We start from the raw sequence: 17,848 nt of genomic DNA, 5'->3' as shown, positions 1-17,848 counted from the left end.
CCCTATCACTGTGCCGGTTCTGCTGATTCACGGCGGAGGCGACGATGAGGAGCGCATGCTTGCAGCCACCTCACACGAGGGAATTCATCGGCTGCCAGAGGGATCAGTACTGGAAGTATTTCCCGAAGCACCGCACGACATGCACGCCGTCTGGCCGCAGGTCACGGAGAAACTGGTGATTTGGTTCCGGAAACATCTGGGGTGAATAGTAAAGTGCACCGCGGGCAATTGAGCTCGCATGCAGGCACGAATCACATCTTAGCGCCGCGCCCCTCAGCTAGCGCCTTCTGTGCATCAAGTCTCGCCTTCCGTAAGGAGGCCACCGGATCCGTAGTAGGTGCGTATTCCATCCCGATGACGCGGTTGTAATTCAGCTTCCCTAAGCTGCGATAGATGTTGGTGTAGTCGATTTCACCGGTTCCCGGTTCATTCCTACCCGGAACATCCGCGACGTGAACCAGCCCCACCCACTCGATATTTGCTTCGAGCTTCTCGATCAGGTTTCCGCCACCGCGCTGCTCGTGATAGAAGTCGTACAACACTTTCACGTTGGGACGGTTTACCGCGCGCACAATCTCAAAGCCCTCCTTCACTGACGTAAGGAAGATGGTGGGGTTCTCAATCAGATCAATTGGCTCAATCACGATATTGATTCCCTGCTTGTCTGCAATGTCGGAGGCACGCAGCAGATTTTCGACAGCGGCGGTATATTGCACCTGCGGATTGACGCCCGGTAGCTTCTTGCCGGATTTGATGTTGATCTGAGGGCATTCGAGCCCCTTGGCAATGCGGCAGTGTTCTGTCACACTCGTCGCAAATTCTTCAGATTGCCCCGGAATCGCAAAACTCGCCTGAAGTCCGCTCAACATATCGATTACTACGTCGAGGGATCGCATCTTCGCCAGAATGCGCCGCTGTTCCTCGGGTGTCCACTTCTGGAAGTATCCGATAAGCTCCACCCCCTGGTAGCCCGCCTCGGCGATGACTTCAATACAGCGGTCGTACGAGGGCAGCTTTAGCATGTGGATCTCGCAGGAGAACTTCGAGGCGGAAAGAGCCGGCGTCTGGGGGGTGAAGAGGTTCATAGAGCGCTCAAAGGCGGAATCTGTAGCGAAGATGAGTGTATCGGGCTACACGTTTCCGACTCAAACGAGAAGCCAACATCACGTTACCGCTGTCTCTGATTCCTTTTATTRAGACTCAGATTGACACTCTGTACCAATACTGTGGTACAGTTTGCGGCATGATCTTTCGCCTCAACCCGGCCTCCGGTCATCCTCTCTATCTCCAGCTCATGGAGCAGGTGCGTCATGCTGTCGAGACCGGCGTTCTACAGGACGGCGACCTCATGCCCAGTATCCGTACGCTCGCCGAAGAGCTTGTCATCAGCCACAACACCGTCGCCAAAGCCTACATGGAGCTGCAGCACGAAGGCCTGCTCGAACTGCGCCATGGCTCCGGCGCTTACATCTCCGCGCCGCGCAGTGGTAAGCTACGCGCCGCCAAGCTGCTCAAGGCACAGACTCGCGTCCGTGGTCTCGTTGAAGAGATGCTCGACGACGATTTCTCCGCCGATGAGATTCGGCGTCTCTTCGAGGCCCAGCTCATCCACTCCACCGTCACCGCGAGGAAGCCATGATTCCCGAGCGTGTCATCCAGACCAGCGAACTCACCAAGAACTATGGCAGTTTCCGTGCAGTCGACCATCTCAACCTCAGCGTCCGCGCCGAGCGCATCACCGGCTTTCTGGGCCGCAACGGAGCGGGCAAAAGCTCCACCATCAAGATGCTCCTCATACCGAACGGCGGCTCCTTGCCGAATACCGCCTTCCCTCCAACCGCAAGGTCAAAGCGCTCTCCAAAGGCATGCGCACCAAGCTGGCATTGCTGCTTGCACTCTCACGTCATCCGGCGCTCCTCATCCTTGACGAGCCCACCGAGGGCCTCGACCCTGTCTCGATCGAAGAACTCCTGCAGACGCTTGTCAGCGCACCCGCAAATGGCACTGCCGTCTTCTTCTCCTCGCATCAGCTCTCCGAGGTCGAGCGTATCGCCGATGACATCCTCATGATCGACCGCGGCACTGCCGTGCTTGATATGTCGCTTGAGCAGATTCGTGAGAACTATCGCCGCATCTCGCTCGGCTTCCCCAATCCCGCACCACAGCTTCAGTCCATCCTCGGCGTACAGAAGATGCGCAGCGAAGGCCGCCAGATCACCATTCTTGCCAGCAGCAACGCCGACGCCATCGCACAGATGGGCCGTGAGCATGGTGCTGTCGATATTGCCGTCTCACCCGTCAATCTGCGCGAGATATTCCTTGAGACTGTGCAGGAACGGAACCGGCAGGACCAGCAGCGCCATCTGGAGCGCGAAGATGCTCTGGTATAAATCCCTCCGCGAGATCCGCACCGTCACTCTCGTCGGCTCTGCCGCGATGGCCGCCGCCTGCGTGCTCATCGTTTTCTATCAGCAGGCCATGCGCGCCAGCACCGATGCACCCATGACTTACATTGCCTACATCTGGAAGTCGGTCTACAACAGCATCGGCCGCGATATCTTCCTTATCCTCTCTGTCATCCTGGGTTCCGGCGGTCTGCTGCAGGAGCGTGGGCACGGCACCTCGGGCTTCACCCTCTCACTGCCCGTCAGCAGGCGACACGTCGTCATCACCCGCGCCGTCATGGGCTATTGCGGCGTACTCATGATTGCCGCTGTACCCGTCTTCGCCCTGCCGATGGCTTCGCGTTACATCGGCGAGTACTACCCCGTCGCGCAGACCTGCGGCTTCTTCGCTCTCTGGGCCGGTTGCGGAGCAGTCTTCTATGGCTTCACCTTCCTCCTCGCTCACCGGTTCGAAGGCGACTACATTGCCGTACTGCTTGCTATTCCCTCGCTCATGCTTTACGGGGTGCTGCTCAATCTTCCCTGGCTCGCACGCATACCAATGCTCAATATCTTCCATGTCATCAATGGCGAGGACATGCCCTTCTTCAATGAAGCCCAGCATCTGCTCGCCGCTCCGCTTCCCTGGCTTACACTGGCCGCTATGCTTGCCGTCAGTGCAACCTTCATCCTTCTTGCCGCGCGGCGTATCCAGCCGCTCGATTTCTAAGGAGAGTACCTATGCTCTGGTACAAAGCCTGGCGCGAAAGCAGCCTTCGATTCCTGATCAGCAGCGCCGCCATCACTCTGATGTGCCTGATTTACACACTCTTTCAGAGTCGCCTCTATCCGATCGTCGTGCATGCACAACCGCGCATCCACAATTACACGCAATACATTCACTGGACCATCTTCGGTGGTGCCACACGCGGCATACTGCAACTCAGTTGCCTCCTCCTGGGACTCGGCGGGCTCCAGCGCGAACGCAAGCAGAACACGCTGGGCTTCACGCTCGCGCTTCCCGCCAGCCGCCTCAGCCTGATCGCCTCACGTGCTGCACTCGGCCTGCTGCAGGTACTTGCTCTCGCGATGATCCCGTCGCTCGTCATCACTGGCGCATCGCATCTGGTCGGCCAGCAGCTTCCGTTGAACTACTCCCTGCGCTTCATCCCGCTCTGGGCCGTGGGCGGTATCTTCACCTACGCCATCTCATTGCTCGCATCCGTACTCTTCCCCAGTGAATACGTCTCGCTTGCCGTCGCCTACCTCGCTTACATCTTTTATCTCGCAGCAGCTCGCCTTCCCAGCCTCAGCCCCTTTCATCTGCATGTAGCCGACTTCATGAGCGGCCTCTTACCCCACTACCTCGACCGCAGCACGATGCTCTGGACAAACTCTTACGCGATAGCACCAATTGCGGGATTTTTCATCGCGGCCACTATATTGCTCGTCGTAAGCGGACTCGTCACAACGAAACAAGCTCTATAGCCTGCCGGCAGCTCCCAACTTTATTCAGAGTTGCGGATAGACCGGCCCATCGGCCCTCAGGGGCTAAAAGCCCCGCTCTATTGGCTATTGGTGCGGGACGGCTGAAGCCGTCCTCTTAAGCAAACATTCGCACCTTGCGATGCGAACGGACGGCAGGTTCTTGTTATGTCAGCATAACTAAAAGAATGGGGAGGCCCCTTAGCCTCCCCATTCTCTGCTTGCATTATCCAACAACTACCGTCCGTGGCCGTGTTCGCCACCACGCGGTTGGTCAGGATGTCCGCCTCCCTGTTGTGGGCGCGGGGTTTCCATTCGCTGCTGCGGTTGTTGCTGGCGTTGCTGCTGTTGCTCTTGCCGCATTTGCTGCATCTGCTGCTGGCGCTGTTGGTCCATCTGCTGACGCTGCTGCTGTTGCATCTGTTGCTGGCGTTGCTGCTCCTGCTGGCGTTGTTGTTGCTGCATTTGCTGTTGTTGCTGCATCTGCCGCTGCTGGTCAGCCTGCCGCTGYTGCATCATCTGCTGCTGACGCTGYTGYTCCTGMACACGCTGCTGGTTCTGCATCTCCTGCTGGCGTTGCTGCTGCGGTTGTTGCTGACGCTGCTGATCCACCTGCTGACGTTGCTGCATCTGGCGTTGCTGATCGGCCTGACGCTGCTGCTGTTCCTGCATCTGTTGTTGCTGACGCTGCTGCATCTGCTCCTGCTGTGTCTGTTGACGCTGTTGCATCATCGGCGTTGCTGCACCATCTGCTGACGGGCCGCCCACTGCGGGTTCACTGCATTCGGAGCCGGACGCTGGAAGCCATGATCGGCCTGCAGCGGACGATTCACGGCGACAACCTGCGGACGTCCACGATTCGCCGCGAAGAACGCATTGCGGTTCTGCATCGCCTCGTGCTGTACGGCGACCTGCTGCGTCATCGGGCGCACATGCTGCTCGCGATAGGCGAAGCGCTCCTGCTGAGCCGGCGGACGGTTGATACCGCCACGCCCACCGTAGTACGCCACACGTGTGTTGTTGATGTACGTGTTGTTGATCACCGTAACATTGCGCTGGTAGACGTAGGTCACCCGCGGAGGAACACGGTTGCACACACGGTTGTAGTAAAAGTGCGGTCCATTCCAGTAACCGCCCTGATAGCCGAAACCGATGTAGCCGAAGCCATAATTAATGCCGCCGTAGAAACCGATGTGCGGTCCCCAGTAGCCGCGGTAGAAGCGGTAGTGGCCGCCATGCCAGCCCCAGTAGCCGGGGGTCCAGAGCGCGCCAGTATATGGCGGGTATACCCACGCACCCGGCACCCAGTAGTAGCCGGTATCAGCGTAGTACCAGTAACCAGGCGTCCAGATGTAGTCCGGTCCGGGAGCCTCGGGCTGCTCATACTCCGGCAGCGCAGGCGGCGGATTGTCGGCGACAGCCTCATCGAGCGCATCCGCGCCCTGCTGATAGCTATCGTCGTCGTTCTGACCCTGGTCGTTGGCGTACTGCCCTTGATTGGGATCCTGATATTGCGCATTCGGATCCTGGTTTGGGTATTGCGCATTGGGATTCTGATACGCGGGCTGTGCCGTCTGGGCAGGCTGATAGGTCTGCGCAGTCGGCTGACCGTTCTGGTAGCTCTGCGCCTGACTCACCGCCTCATTCTGCTGGCTGTTTCCCTGGATGGGCTGGGCCATGTTGGAGTCGGCAGGATTCCCCGCACCCGGCTCCTGCAGCGCCGCCTGCACGCTACCCCGGCAACCGGCCAGCGGCAATGCCAAGAACGCCGCCATCACACTGATTCTGAGAGTATTTCCGTTCCCACCCATAGGTCACCTCTTCATACCGGATCTTTCTCACCGCCCGGCTGGTACCCATAGATAGACACACCCTGGCTCGCACACGTTGCCGCATCTTTTTGTTGCAAACGGTGTTGCCGGGGTTTACTTCACGAAGAGACGAAGTCCGTAGTAAATACTGCCCGCAATAAAGGCCGCCGCCGGCAGGGTGAAGAGCCACGCCAGCAGGATATTGCGGATCGTCTGCATACGCAGGCCGCTGCCATTGGCCAGCATGGTTCCGGCCACGCCTGAGCTCAGCACGTGGGTCGTACTCACCGGCAGATGGAAGCGATCCGCTGCGATGATGGTCGCCGCGGCGACAATCTCTGCCGAAGCACCCTGCGCGTAGGTGAGATGTTCCTTACCGATGCGCTCACCCACCGTAATAACGATGCGGCGCCATCCAACCATGGTTCCTAACCCGAGAGCCAGAGCAACAGCAACCTTCACCCAGACAGGAATAAACTTGGTCGCGTGATCGAGGTGGTCTTCGTAGTTCTTCAGCGTCTCCTTATCGGCGGCGGTGAAGGGCGGAACACCCTTTTCCTCGTTCGACTTGGACAGCAGGCGGATGGTCTCGCCCTCGACATACATATCGTTGCGGACGTTGCGCTGCTGGTCATCCGGAACGTCGGCGAGCTGATGGTGCGGGGCGACCTGGTGAGTGATCTCATCCGCCATACGCCGCGCCGCCGGAATGACGTCGGGCACCAGTTCCTTGGAGCGGATGTATGCGGTCAGCACTGTCCTGGCATCATTCACCTCGATGCCTTGCGGGGCATAGTGCTGGAAGACGCGCGCGGCCGACTCGCTGACAGCAACGAAGTCCTGCGTCTGCGAGAAGCCGAGAGCATGGTTCAGCGCATACGCCGTGGGAACCGTACCGATCAGAATCAGCATGATAAGTCCCATGCCCTTCTGACCGTCGTTCGATCCGTGCCCGAAGCTGACGCCGGTGCAGGTAAGGATAAGCAGGACGCGGATCCAGAACGGAGGCGGGTCATTGCCGACCGGCGCCTCGTAGAGCTGCTGGTCCTTCACCACCTGCTTCAGAATGATGAGCATCAACGCCGCGAACGAGAAGCCGACGATCGGGGAGATGAAGAGCGCACGGAAGACATTGGCCACCTGGCCCCAATCCACGCCGCTGGCTCCGTTGGAGCCGTTCATCAACTGGTTGGCGATACCGACGCCAATCATCGATCCGATCAGAGTGTGCGAGCTGGAGGCCGGAAGGCCAAGCGCCCAGGTGCCCAGGTTCCAGGTGATCGCCGCAAGCAGCAGAGCAAAGACCGCGGCAAATCCCGCGCCGGAACCGGCTTTCAGAATGATCTCAATAGGAAGCAGTGAGAGGACCGCAAAAGCGACGCCGCCCGAGGAGGTGAGAACGCCGATCAGGTTCCAGATACCAGACCAGATCACGGCAACATGCGGATCAAGCGAATGAGTATAGATGACGGTGGCTACGGCATTGGCAGTGTCGTGAAAGCCGTTGACGAACTCAAAACCGAGAGCGACGAGGAGGGCGATACCGAGCAGGATGTAGGGCCATCCGCTGATATTGTGAACGCGGCTCAGGTCGTTGGCAACATGAACCCCGGCGTACACAACTCCCGCCAAAATAATGGCGCCGAAGACAACGAAGCTCTTTTTGCCTGGGGAGCGTTTGAGTTTGGCCTGTAAAGCAGCGGATTGACCAACGCCTTCTTTGACGGCTACCGTCACAAATACACTCCGACGCGCTCGCCTTGGACAAGCCGCCACATGGATAGTACCAATCCCGCCAATGTCGAAGGCTACGGGATTGTTACAGAAACGTTAAAAGCAAAGAATTTGCACCACTTCTTGTGAAGTGGGGAAAAACTTCGAAATTTCCTCTCCATCTTTGCGTCATACCTGTCGATCCACGTGCGGCGCGTTCGATTAACCCGCAGACAGGCAAATGGAGGCCTGGAACCCATGCAATATCTGCTGCTGATCTATGACAACGAAGCCAAGCTCAACGCCCTGCCCCCGGCTCAACTTGTTGATATGTATTCCGAATACGGTGGTCTGACGCAGTCGCTGAAAAATTCCGGCCATCTTCTCGCCGGCCGTCAGCTTCATCCGGTAGCGCAGGCCACCACCGTTCGGATTAAGGATGGCAAGCAGACGGTCACGGACGGTCCGTTTGCGGAGACGAAGGAGCAGCTCGGCGGTTTTTATATGGTGGAAGCGTCCGATCTGGACGAGGCCGTCGCCATCGCCGCCCGCATTCCCTCCGCCCGTACCGGATCGATCGAGGTCCGTCCCCTGGTCGAGCGTAAGGACCAGAACTAAGCCACTATGCCGCTACCGACGGAAACCGGGCAGGCCGACTTCGAGACCATCTATCGCGAAGAGGCTGCCCGGGTCCTGGCCACGCTGATCCGCCTGCTCGGCAGCTTCGATCTGGCCGAAGAGGTTACCCAGGAAGCCTTCACCATCGCCCTCCGGCAATGGCCGATCGATGGCCTGCCTGCCAATCCCCGGGCCTGGCTGATCTCGACCGCACGGCACAAGGCGCTCGACCTGATCCGCCGCCGTGCGAGCTTTGCGGACAAACAGACCGAACTGATGCACTTCCTGCAACCTTGCGAGCATGATGTGCCGGCGCAGGAGGCCGCGATGCTTCGGGCAGAGCAGCCGATCGAAGACGATCTGCTCCGCCTTATCTTTACCTGCTGCCACCCGGCGCTCTCGCAGGAGGCCCAGGTCGCCCTGACACTGCGCACGCTGTGCTCCTTAGAGACGGAGCAAATCGCCCGCGCATTTCTAGCGCCGGTCACCACCATGCAACAGCGCATCGTCCGCGCCAAACTGAAGATCCGCGACGCCGGCATCCCCTACCGGGTTCCGTCGCATGAGGATCTACCGCAGCGGATTTCCGCCGTAGCGCTGACCGTCTACCTGGTCTTCAACGAGGGCTACACCCACAACAACCGGGAATTCGCCGCGGAGGCCATCCGCCTGGCCCGGCTGCTACATCGGCTGATGCCCGCCGAGGCCGAACTGACCGGGCTACTGGCACTGCTCTTATTACAGGACTCCCGCGCGGCGGCCCGTCTCTCCGCCGAAGGGGACATCATCCTTCTGGAGGAGCAGGACCGCGGTCTCTGGAACCGCACACAGATCGACGAAGGTCTGGTGCTCGTCGAAGAAGCCCTGCGGCAAGGGCCTCCAGGCCCCTATGCGCTGCAGTCAGCCATTGCTGCCCTGCATGCGCAGGCACAGACAGCCTCGGCGACCGACTGGCCACAGATTGCAGCGCTCTATACCCTGCTCTATCGTCAACAGCCCACACCGATCATCGAGCTCAACCGCGCAGCCGCCGTTGCCATGGCCTATGGAGAAGAGGCGGGACTCAGGTTGCTGGCTGAGATCGAAGAGCGCGGCGATCTGAAATGCTATGGCCACTTCTATGCGGCAAAGGGGAACTGCTGCGTCGGCTCGACCGGCGCGCGGAAGCTGCCGCCGCCTATGAACGGGCACTCGGTCTGGTGTGTTCAAAAGAAGAACAACGATTTCTTAGCAAACGCATTGCCAGCTTGAGATGACCATACCTTCGTGCCCCACTGGATGTTCCATATCCCCGAGGGTCATTCCCTTCTGAAAGTTGCCGGAGCTACAATAATCGCCATGTGCAGCCCCTTCATCCTGAAGCGGTTCCGCCGCGGAAAACACGACCGCGGCCGCATCCTCCTGTAACCCTCCTTTTCCTGTAGATTTGTTACGCTTCCTACGCTTGCAGATCGCCCCCTTGGACCGTGCGATCTGCGGAAACCCGCGCCCTTTCGAGGCGCCACTTGAGGACCCGATACCATGAGCACCGTCAATAGCTTTGGCGCAAAAGCCACACTGACCGCAGGCGGCAAGAGCTACACCTACTACCGTCTTGACGCACTGCACACCGTCCAGCTCACCCGGCTTCCGTTCTCGCTGAAGATCCTGCTTGAGAACCTGCTCCGCCGCGAAGACGGAGTCTCCGTCACCGCCGACGATATTAACTTCCTCGTTAACTGGGACTGCTCCGCCGAACCCAGCCGCGAGATCGCCTATATGCCCGCCCGCGTCCTCATGCAGGACTTCACCGGCGTGCCCGCCGTCGTGGATCTCGCCGCGATGCGCGATGCCATGAAGGCCCTGGGCGGTGATCCGCAGAAGATCAACCCGCTGCAGCCGGCCGAGCTGGTCATCGACCACTCCGTTCAGGTGGATGAGTACGGCACCGCCAACGCCTATGAGCTGAACTCGCTGCTCGAGTTCCAGCGCAATCGCGAGCGCTATGCCTTCCTGAAGTGGGGTCAGACCGCCTTCCGCAACTTTTCCGCCGTGCCTCCGGGTATGGGTATCTGCCACCAGGTGAACCTGGAGTACCTGGCCCGGGTCGTCTTCACCACGGACGACAACGTCGCCTATCCCGACACCCTGGTCGGCACCGACTCGCACACCACCATGGTCAACGGCCTGGGCGTTCTGGGCTGGGGCGTGGGCGGTATTGAAGCCGAGGCTGCCATGCTGGGCCAGCCCGTCTCCATGCTGGTGCCGCAGGTCGTCGGCTTCCGCCTGACCGGCAAGCTGAAGCAGGGCGCCACCGCCACCGACCTGGTTCTTACCGTCACSGASATGCTGCGCAAGCACGGCGTCGTCGGCAAGTTCGTCGAGTTCTTCGGACCCGGCATCAGCGGTCTGCCGCTGGCTGACCGCGCCACCATCGCCAACATGGCGCCTGAGTATGGCGCGACCTGCGGTATCTTCCCCGTCGATGCAGAGACCCTGAACTACCTGCGCCTGACCGGCCGTAGCGAGGATCAGATCGCCCTGGTCGAGGCCTATTACAAGGCCCAGGGCATGTTCCACACTGCCAACGCGAAGGAGGCTACCTACTCCTCCGTGATGCACCTCGATCTCGGTATGGTGGAACCCTCCGTCGCCGGCCCCAAGCGTCCGCAGGATCGCGTTGCGCTCTCTCGCACTGCCGAGAGCTTCAAGTCGCAGCTCCCCTCACTCTTCGGCCCCAACTCCAACAAGAACGGCGACCGCCAGCTCGTTCGCTGGCAGGGCGAGGGCGGTCATCTCGCCGCCGACGAAGAGGTCAAGAGCGAAAAAGCGACCGAGCCGATTGCGAGCATCAAGGATCGCCTGGGAGTGGACGTCGACAAGTACCTCCATCACGGATCGATTGTCATTGCGGCCATCACGTCCTGCACCAACACCTCCAACCCGAGCGTGATGCTGGCCGCAGGCCTGCTGGCGAAGAAAGCAGTTGAGCAGGGCCTTTCCACACCGCCATGGGTGAAGACCTCGCTCGCTCCCGGATCGCGCGTCGTCAMCGRCTACTACGAGAAGGCGGGCCTGACCCAGTATCTGGACAAGCTGCGCTTCAACACCGTCGGTTACGGCTGCACCACCTGCATCGGAAACTCAGGTGCGCTGCCGACCGATGTCACCAAGGCGATTGAAGATCACGGTCTGGTAGCGGTCTCTGTACTCTCCGGAAACCGTAACTTCGAAGGCCGCATCAACTCCGACGTCCGCGCCAACTACCTGATGTCGCCGCCGCTGGTGGTTGCTTACGCACTGGCCGGCCGCATCGACTTCGATTTCGACAACGAGCCGCTGGGCAAGGGCAAGGATGGCCTGCCGATCTACCTGACAGACATCTGGCCGTCGCAGGAAGAAGTCGCTGCCACAGTCGCCAGCTCCATCGACAGCAGCATGTTCCACAAGGAGTACTCAACCGTCTCCCAGGGTGACATCAACTGGCAGAACCTGAAGTTCCCCTCGGGCGACACCTATGGATGGGAGGGTGACTCCACCTACATCCGCCAGGCGCCATACTTCGACAACATGCCCGCAACGCCGGAACCGGTGACCGATATCGCCGGAGCCCGCGTGCTGGCTGTCCTGGGCGATTCCATCACTACCGACCACATCTCTCCTGCAGGCTCCATCAAGCTGAACAGCCCTGCAGGAAAGTACCTCACCAGCAACGGTGTGAAGCCGGCCGACTTCAACAGCTACGGCTCACGCCGCGGCAATCACGAGGTGATGGTGCGCGGCACTTTTGCCAACGTTCGCCTGAAGAACAAACTGGCTCCCGGAACCGAAGGCGGCGTCACTCGTCTTCTGCCCGAGGGCGAGCAGATGTCCATCTACGACGCCTCCGTCACCTATGCGGAACGCAGTACGCCGCTGGCTATCCTCGCAGGTAAAGAGTATGGTTCCGGCTCCTCGCGTGACTGGGCTGCCAAGGGCACGCGCCTGCTGGGCGTACGCTTCGTACTCGCCGAGAGCTACGAGCGTATCCACCGCTCGAACCTGGTAGGCATGGGCATTCTTCCGCTGCAGTTCCTTCACGGACAGTGTGTCGAGTCGCTCGGCCTGACTGGCGAGGAGGTCTATGACATCCCGGGACTGAAGGCGATGCTCGACTCGAAGTTCGCCGGCGGCAAGGTGATCACGGTGCATGCCAAGGCTGCGGATGGTTCCGTCAAGAACATCCAGGCTCAAGTCCGCATCGATACACCGCAGGAGATCCTCTACTACCAGCACGGTGGCATTCTGCAGTACGTACTCCGTCAGCTTGCAGGCAAGGCATAACACAACATCAGAAAGGTCGTTAAACATAAGGCTCGGAAATATTCCGAGCCTTATGTCTTTGCATGGGTATCTCCCTTACAGGCCCTGCACTATACCTACAGGAGAAATGCCCTACTGAATAATTCGCCGAAACCAACAATAGGGAAACGCTTTAAGCGTGTACCTCAGCGGCTAAAGCCGCGTTTCTTCTTAAGGTCTGATACGGGACGGCTGAAAGCCGTCCCCTTAAGCAGGGCATTCGCGCCTTCGGTGCGAAATGGTTGCGCTACGCGCAACGGAAAGACGGAGCTGAGCACGATCCCCCTGTATCCGGTCGCGCGCAGCGCGATGTCGTGCTTAAGGGCACGGCTTTAGCCGTGCCGAAGGGAGCTAGAAGGAGGCTGCGGCTTTAGCCGCTGAGGGCTTGCATCTAGGTGTGGTGAGTCATTAATTCGCCAGATCTCCTGTCATGGTAAAAACGCTTGCCCCTAAATAAGTGTGGTTAATCAATGACTCACCACACTGAAGCATTTCTCCTGATACCTGTAGCTTTGGAAAAATCTGCGAATGCCGTTTTCTTTGCGGAGAACGGCGCAAACAGCGACATCTACAGGAGAAATGCTCTATCGCACGATCTCGATACGGACGCCCTCGGGAACCACGCGCGAGAATTGCTCTAGCTTGTCTCGTACGATCTCAGCCTCTTCGGGTGTGGTTGCAACCACATCAACAGCGGTCTCGGCAGTTGTCCGGTGAGCAATCAGCAGATTACGAATGTGGCCTGCAACGATCCACTCTTTCGGGATATCGGGGTACCACTTCGTATAGATCATCAGGAGTTTCACATTGTGTTCTCTGGTGACTGAACGAAGAAACGCAGCAGTCTTGTCATGGGTCGCCGTCTCAAACGAGCCTAGTCCAACCAGATCGAGGATGTAGATATTCGGGTCGTGATCGAAGGCGACACAGCCCAGGTCATTGACCGCCACAGGCTCGTGATAAAACATCTCTTCGAAACGATGCATCTGCATCTGCTGGAGATAGACGGAGCGGGCCGCATAAGGAACGCGTCCGACAACCTCAGCATAGGTCACACACCAGATAATCGGCAGAATCAGAATCCATGCGGTGCGGCGCCACTGAGCAATGAGACTCATGCAAAGCAGCAGGCAGAAACCGCTCACGGCGGCGTCGTAGCGGTAGAACCAGCCTTGTGGCCCGAGAAGAAGAAGAAGAACAATCGCCGCCGTACCAGCAAGAATCGCATTTCGCTTTGTACGGTCGTGACGGATACGGAAGTACGCCGCGGCAAGAATCACCAGGCTGAGGAGGAAGCGCCCGCGATGGATCAGGCTCTCCAGGTTGCCCTTGATGATCTGCATAATGTTGCTCGTCATCGAGCGATTCATGTTGGTGGTTGCTGTGGCTGTAGCGCCTTTAACCAACACCGATGTGGGTAGAAATGGGAGCCCCTTGGATCTCAGGTATAGACCGAACAGCACCAGGGGAGCGGCGCCGAGAATGAAGATCGCAATTGCCGAAGCGCGCTTCTGCTGGAACCAGCAAATCAGTGAAATCGCTAACGTGAATGCCAGGTTCTCGTACCGGATTGCCGGGGCAAGCACGGCAGCAACCAGCACAAAATTCGGTATAGACCTTCCGGCATAGGCCTCCATCACACCGTATGCGCAGGCAATTGCCAGAAGGAGCTGCAGGGTGTGCTCCATGCCGATAAAACTCAACCCAATGAGGTTGAGCGCAAGCACGATGAAAAACGCGACCGTCAGGCGATAGAGAAATGGCGATTTTCCATCTTTCCGCACAAGGACATCCCAGCGGTCAAAGAAACGCCCGAGCAGGAAACAGCATCCCGCACCCGCGACAATGTTATAGAGCAACGGAATCCAGACACGAACGGCACTCGTGCTGAACGGAACCAGAAGATATGGCCACAGGATGCTCGACGCCGGGGAAGCGGACTCTCCGAAGTTAATGGTGTAGCTGCCGTGCAGCAGACGCTGGGCCAATGCCAGGTGAATATAAGGATCGTCCAGAGCATAGGTAAAGCTTCCGTGGCAGAACCAGAGAACAACAGACAATGTTGCGACGGTCAGCAGACCATATATTGCCAACAGCATTCGGCTGAAGCCGCCGGTCGCTTGAACTCCTTCAGCAGACTGGACAGTGGACATATTTCCGAGTGTAGCCGGGTTAACCCAGTGGGGCAAACAATGTTGTATAGCAGTTTTATGAGTTTTATGCACGCTTCATCGTCTCCCCAAAGAGGCGATGCGCTATGTATGAACTTCAATCCAACTTCCTCCGGTGAGCCCGCGCGATCGCAACGCATATCGTATGGGCTTTGAGCGCGGTTATCGCATTGGCTGGGATCACATTATGAATCGTGGCGGCGGCTACGGCTTCTATGGCCGATAACCGACTCATCCATCGCGCGTTGTTTCGAACCAGATAGAATGGCCTGCATCGCTAAACAAAAAGCATGCAGGCCGTTCTGCTTTAACGGCTCCTGGAGTGACTTCGCGTGACCTCTCTTCGCAGACTTCTTCCTATCTTTGTGCTTTCCGCAGCCGCGCTTGGGCAGAACCAGCGCGTTGCCGACCAGCGTGTCGGCGAAGCTCCTGTGAATGGCCTTGAGCGCCGCGGCACTGACTCCATCGCTCTGACGATTCCCAGCCTGCGGCCAGGGCCGACAGCGATCGAGATCAAGGATCTGGTCCTGCATGAATTCACCTTCGAGGGATCGCCAGTCGCTGCATCAAAGCTTCATCTGAAGCAGTTGAGTGAGGGCGTCTATGAGATCACCTCTACTGCATATGCAGTCGGCGACTGGGAGTTTCAGGTTCACGATGGCGCTGCCGGCTACTACGGTCTCGGCGAACACTACAACACGCTGAACCACACGCATGAAGTCATTCGCAATCTGTCGCAGGACAACGCGTACAGCAAGGGCGCAGGTACGTATAAGCCGATTCCCTTCTATCTGTCCACTACTGGTTATGGTCTATGGGTCGACACCACCGCCGAAGCTGTCTTCGACATGAACGCTGCTGACCGCTATGAGGTGAACATCTCTGTTCCCGCCGAGCGGTTGCGCATTGTGCTGTTCACAGGCCCGGAGTTTCCAAAGATTCTCGATCGCTTCACCGCACTTGTGGGACGCACCATCCTTCCACCGTACTGGGCCTTTGCTCCGTGGGTTGGCCGCGATTACCACCGCAACGATGGCGATGTGCGCGAAGACGTAGACAAGACCCGCGCACTCGGTCTGCCTGCCAGCGTCGAACTGATCGACTCACCGTGGTCTACCGGATACAACAGCTACGAGTTCAATCCGAAGCAGTTCTCAGACATCGGCGGCACCATCAAGTACGTCCATGACAACGGCTTCAAACTGGTGCTGTGGCACACGCCCTGGATCAATAACAAGACCAAGACGCCAGGTGAAGCCGGCTTTGCCGACAAGCTCGATGTTGAGAGCTCCAACTACAAGGAAGCTGCAGCCGGTGGCTACTTCGTCAAGAATGAAGACGGCACACCCTATGTAGGGACGTGGTGGAAAGGCGAAGGCTCCATCATCGACTTCACCAGTCCGGCTGCAAAGGAGTGGTGGCAGAACCAGGTCCGCAAGGTCATCAAGCTTGGCGCTGATGGCTTCAAGGATGACGACGCAGAAGGCAACTTCATCGGTCCCGTGAAGTTTGCCGACGGTACCGATCAGCGGCTGATGCGTAACCGCTTTGCCGTGCTCTACAACAACGCGATGGAAGAGCTGGTCCAGAAGGACATGAAGGGCAACGGTGTTCTCTTCGCCCGTAGCGCCACCGTTGGCGATCACAACATCGCCATGCTCTGGGGCGGTGATAACGAAGGCAACTTCTCCGAAGAGGACGGCCTGCCGACCATCGTGACTGCGGGTCTGGGCGCCGGGCTAAGTGGTATGGCCATGTGGACCGCCGATCTGGGCGGTTACTTCGGCGGCGCCGAGCCTGATCCGGCGAACTTCATGCGCTGGACGCAGGTCGCTGCCTTCTCCCCCGCCATGGAGGTTCTGAACACCAAAAACCGTGGCCCCTGGAACTACGGCGACGAGGCGCTGAAAAACTACCGCAAGTACGCCGTACTGCACATGAGCCTCTTCCCCTACCGCTACGCTGCGGCGCAGCAGGCCCACAAAACCGGCATGCCGCTGATGCGCGCCCTGGTGCTGAACTACCAGGACGACAAGCAGGCCCGCGAAACCCGGGACGAATACCTCTTCGGCGATGACTTCCTGGTGGCTCCGGTGCTCCATGAAGGAACGCAACGGCCGGTCTATCTGCCCGCGGGCGACTGGGTGAATTACTGGACCGGAGCGCAGGCCACCGGCGCCAGGACGGTCGTCGTCGATGCGCCGATGGATGTGCTGCCCCTCTACGTCCGCGCCGGAGCGGTGATCGCGAAGATCCCCGAAGACGTCATGACGCTGGTGCCTTCGGAGGAATCCGGCAACAAGACGGCAAAGGGCCTGGACGATCGCCGTATCTATGAGCTGATTCAACCATTTACAGGATCGGCAGCCCAAACGACGGAGGACTTCGAAGGCCGCACGCTGACCCGCGACGCCGGCTCGCTGAAGATCAAGGGGAAAGCCGCCAGGGTGAGCGTCCGCTGGAGGTTCGGCAAAGTGCGGTCGGTAACCGTAAACGGAGCTCCGGCAAAGCTGCTGACGGACACCGCCGGACCCTACGTCGAGCTGATCCATACGGATGAATCCTCCATCGAGTGGAAATAGAGCATTTCTCCGAATACCGTAGCTTTGGATAAATTTGCGAATGCCCTTTTCTTCGAAAGAAAACGGCGCATACAGCCAAAGCTCCGCACTGGGAGAATGCTCTAGCGCGAAACATTTTCATAGCCTTCCAGAGGCGACCGTCCGGAGCTTCGCCGCATCCCTTCTGCAAGTACTTGACCGGCGTACGGAGGGGCACGGAAATGAGTCCTGAGAGGGCTTTAGCGCGTCTAAAGAATGTGGTATCCTGTGGTTCGCTGGGATTCTGCGCCCATACTATGCCCTCGCCCACTGCGGAATAGAGGAGCTGTGGCCCAGGCGGTCTAGACCGCTACTCCGTTTTCCAGCCCCCGTAACAACCCCGGGATACGTGTCGACGAGAATCGCCAGACACGAAAATATTTTTACCCCGCGACTCGATCGTGGGAAGGGATGCATTGTGGCTAACGAGGAAATGGATAATTTCGGAGAGACAGCGCTAGACCAGGACAGTCTGGATAAGCTGATCGATGCCGGTAAAGAGAAGGGCTACCTCACCTACGGCGAGGCGAACGACCTGATTCCAGGTGATATGACCAATCCAGATGATCTGGATGACCTGCTGACGACGATCAATACGCAGGGTATCGATGTCCTGTCGCCTGACGCGAAGTTCGACAAGCGCGATGCCTACGATCTGGACGCTGAGGATGAGGACGTTGAGCTTGACCTGACTCCGGGACAGCTTGAGAAGACCAACGACCCGGTGCGCATGTATCTGCGCGAGA

At 58.7% G+C, this 17,848-nt stretch carries 14 protein-coding genes and 2 pseudogenes; 12 read left to right on the top strand and 4 right to left on the bottom strand.

All coding sequences use genetic code 11. The features are described 5' to 3' along the window. The coding region (locus tag AB4043_RS03840) for a hypothetical protein (RefSeq protein ID WP_442306530.1) at positions 1-205 on the top strand (205 nt) is incomplete at its 5' end. 46 nt (positions 206-251) lie between these two features. Here AB4043_RS03840 and AB4043_RS03835 read toward each other — a convergent pair. Next, positions 252-1,085 (bottom strand): hydroxypyruvate isomerase family protein, encoded by an 834-nt coding sequence (locus AB4043_RS03835; RefSeq protein WP_442300477.1) that lies wholly within the window; start codon positions 1,083-1,085, stop codon positions 252-254. 158 nt (positions 1,086-1,243) lie between these two features. Here AB4043_RS03835 and AB4043_RS03830 point away from each other — a divergent pair, with 158 nt between their 5' ends. The 6 genes and pseudogenes from AB4043_RS03830 (at position 1,244) to AB4043_RS03805 (ending at position 4,625) form a co-directional block, all read left to right on the top strand. Beyond that, a complete protein-coding gene (locus tag AB4043_RS03830) occupies positions 1,244-1,639 on the top strand; it encodes a GntR family transcriptional regulator (RefSeq protein ID WP_442300476.1) in 396 nt (131 codons plus the stop codon). After that, positions 1,636-1,782, top strand: a pseudogene (locus AB4043_RS03825) (ABC transporter ATP-binding protein); the annotation flags it as partial. The gene AB4043_RS03830 and the pseudogene AB4043_RS03825, both read left to right, overlap by 4 nt. A gap of 41 nt (positions 1,783-1,823) precedes the next feature. Beyond that, positions 1,824-2,390 (top strand): annotated as a pseudogene (locus AB4043_RS03820) (AAA family ATPase); the annotation flags it as partial. After that, the gene (locus tag AB4043_RS03815; RefSeq protein ID WP_442300474.1) at positions 2,377-3,114 is read left to right on the top strand and encodes a hypothetical protein; all 738 of its coding nucleotides are present in this window, start codon (positions 2,377-2,379) and stop codon (positions 3,112-3,114) included. The pseudogene AB4043_RS03820 and the gene AB4043_RS03815, both read left to right, overlap by 14 nt. Positions 3,115-3,125: 11 nt before the next feature. After that, on the top strand, positions 3,126-3,872 hold the full coding sequence (locus AB4043_RS03810) for a hypothetical protein (RefSeq protein ID WP_442300473.1): 747 nt from the start codon (positions 3,126-3,128) through the stop codon (positions 3,870-3,872). Between the two features lie 243 nt (positions 3,873-4,115). Continuing rightward, positions 4,116-4,625: a hypothetical protein gene (locus tag AB4043_RS03805; RefSeq protein WP_442306529.1), complete on the top strand. Its 510-nt coding sequence runs from the start codon at positions 4,116-4,118 to the stop codon at positions 4,623-4,625. Here the strand turns inward: AB4043_RS03805 and AB4043_RS03800 are convergent. Both AB4043_RS03800 and AB4043_RS03795 read right to left on the bottom strand, forming a co-directional pair. Next, on the bottom strand, positions 4,598-5,644 hold the full coding sequence (locus AB4043_RS03800) for a hypothetical protein (protein ID WP_442306528.1): 1,047 nt from the start codon (positions 5,642-5,644) through the stop codon (positions 4,598-4,600). The two genes, AB4043_RS03805 and AB4043_RS03800, sit on opposite strands and share 28 nt — an antisense overlap. 150 nt (positions 5,645-5,794) lie before the next feature. Continuing rightward, positions 5,795-7,417 carry an inorganic phosphate transporter gene (locus AB4043_RS03795; protein ID WP_442300471.1) on the bottom strand — a complete coding sequence of 541 codons (1,623 nt, stop codon included), beginning with the start codon at positions 7,415-7,417 and terminating at the stop codon, positions 5,795-5,797. Between the two features lie 234 nt (positions 7,418-7,651). On the opposite strand from AB4043_RS03795, the gene AB4043_RS03790 reads away from it, so the two are divergent. The 3 genes from AB4043_RS03790 to acnA all read left to right on the top strand — a co-directional run bounded on the left by AB4043_RS03790 (position 7,652) and on the right by acnA (position 12,313). Continuing rightward, the gene (locus AB4043_RS03790) at positions 7,652-8,011 is read left to right on the top strand and encodes a YciI family protein (protein ID WP_442300470.1); all 360 of its coding nucleotides are present in this window, start codon (positions 7,652-7,654) and stop codon (positions 8,009-8,011) included. Between the two features lie 6 nt (positions 8,012-8,017). Continuing rightward, positions 8,018-9,262, top strand: coding sequence for an RNA polymerase sigma factor (locus tag AB4043_RS03785; protein ID WP_442300469.1), 1,245 nt, complete (start codon positions 8,018-8,020; stop codon positions 9,260-9,262). A gap of 270 nt (positions 9,263-9,532) precedes the next feature. Next, the gene (gene acnA, locus AB4043_RS03780) at positions 9,533-12,313 is read left to right on the top strand and encodes an aconitate hydratase AcnA (RefSeq protein WP_442306527.1); all 2,781 of its coding nucleotides are present in this window, start codon (positions 9,533-9,535) and stop codon (positions 12,311-12,313) included. 602 nt (positions 12,314-12,915) lie between these two features. On the opposite strand, the gene AB4043_RS03775 is transcribed toward acnA, so the two are convergent. Further along, positions 12,916-14,484, bottom strand: coding sequence for a hypothetical protein (locus AB4043_RS03775; RefSeq protein WP_442300467.1), 1,569 nt, complete (start codon positions 14,482-14,484; stop codon positions 12,916-12,918). A gap of 350 nt (positions 14,485-14,834) precedes the next feature. Here AB4043_RS03775 and AB4043_RS03770 point away from each other — a divergent pair, with 350 nt between their 5' ends. Then, a complete protein-coding gene (locus AB4043_RS03770) occupies positions 14,835-17,084 on the top strand; it encodes a glycoside hydrolase family 31 protein (protein WP_442300465.1) in 2,250 nt (749 codons plus the stop codon). A gap of 436 nt (positions 17,085-17,520) precedes the next feature. Then, a partial coding sequence (locus tag AB4043_RS03765; RefSeq protein WP_442306526.1) for an RNA polymerase sigma factor region1.1 domain-containing protein occupies positions 17,521-17,848 on the top strand: 328 nt, incomplete at its 3' end.

The organism is Terriglobus sp. YAF25, assembly GCF_052113305.1.
In the GTDB taxonomy this organism is placed as follows: domain Bacteria; phylum Acidobacteriota; class Terriglobia; order Terriglobales; family Acidobacteriaceae; genus Terriglobus.
The sequence above is the reverse complement of the archived record's forward strand: the minus strand, read 5'-3'. Positions and strand labels throughout refer to the sequence as shown.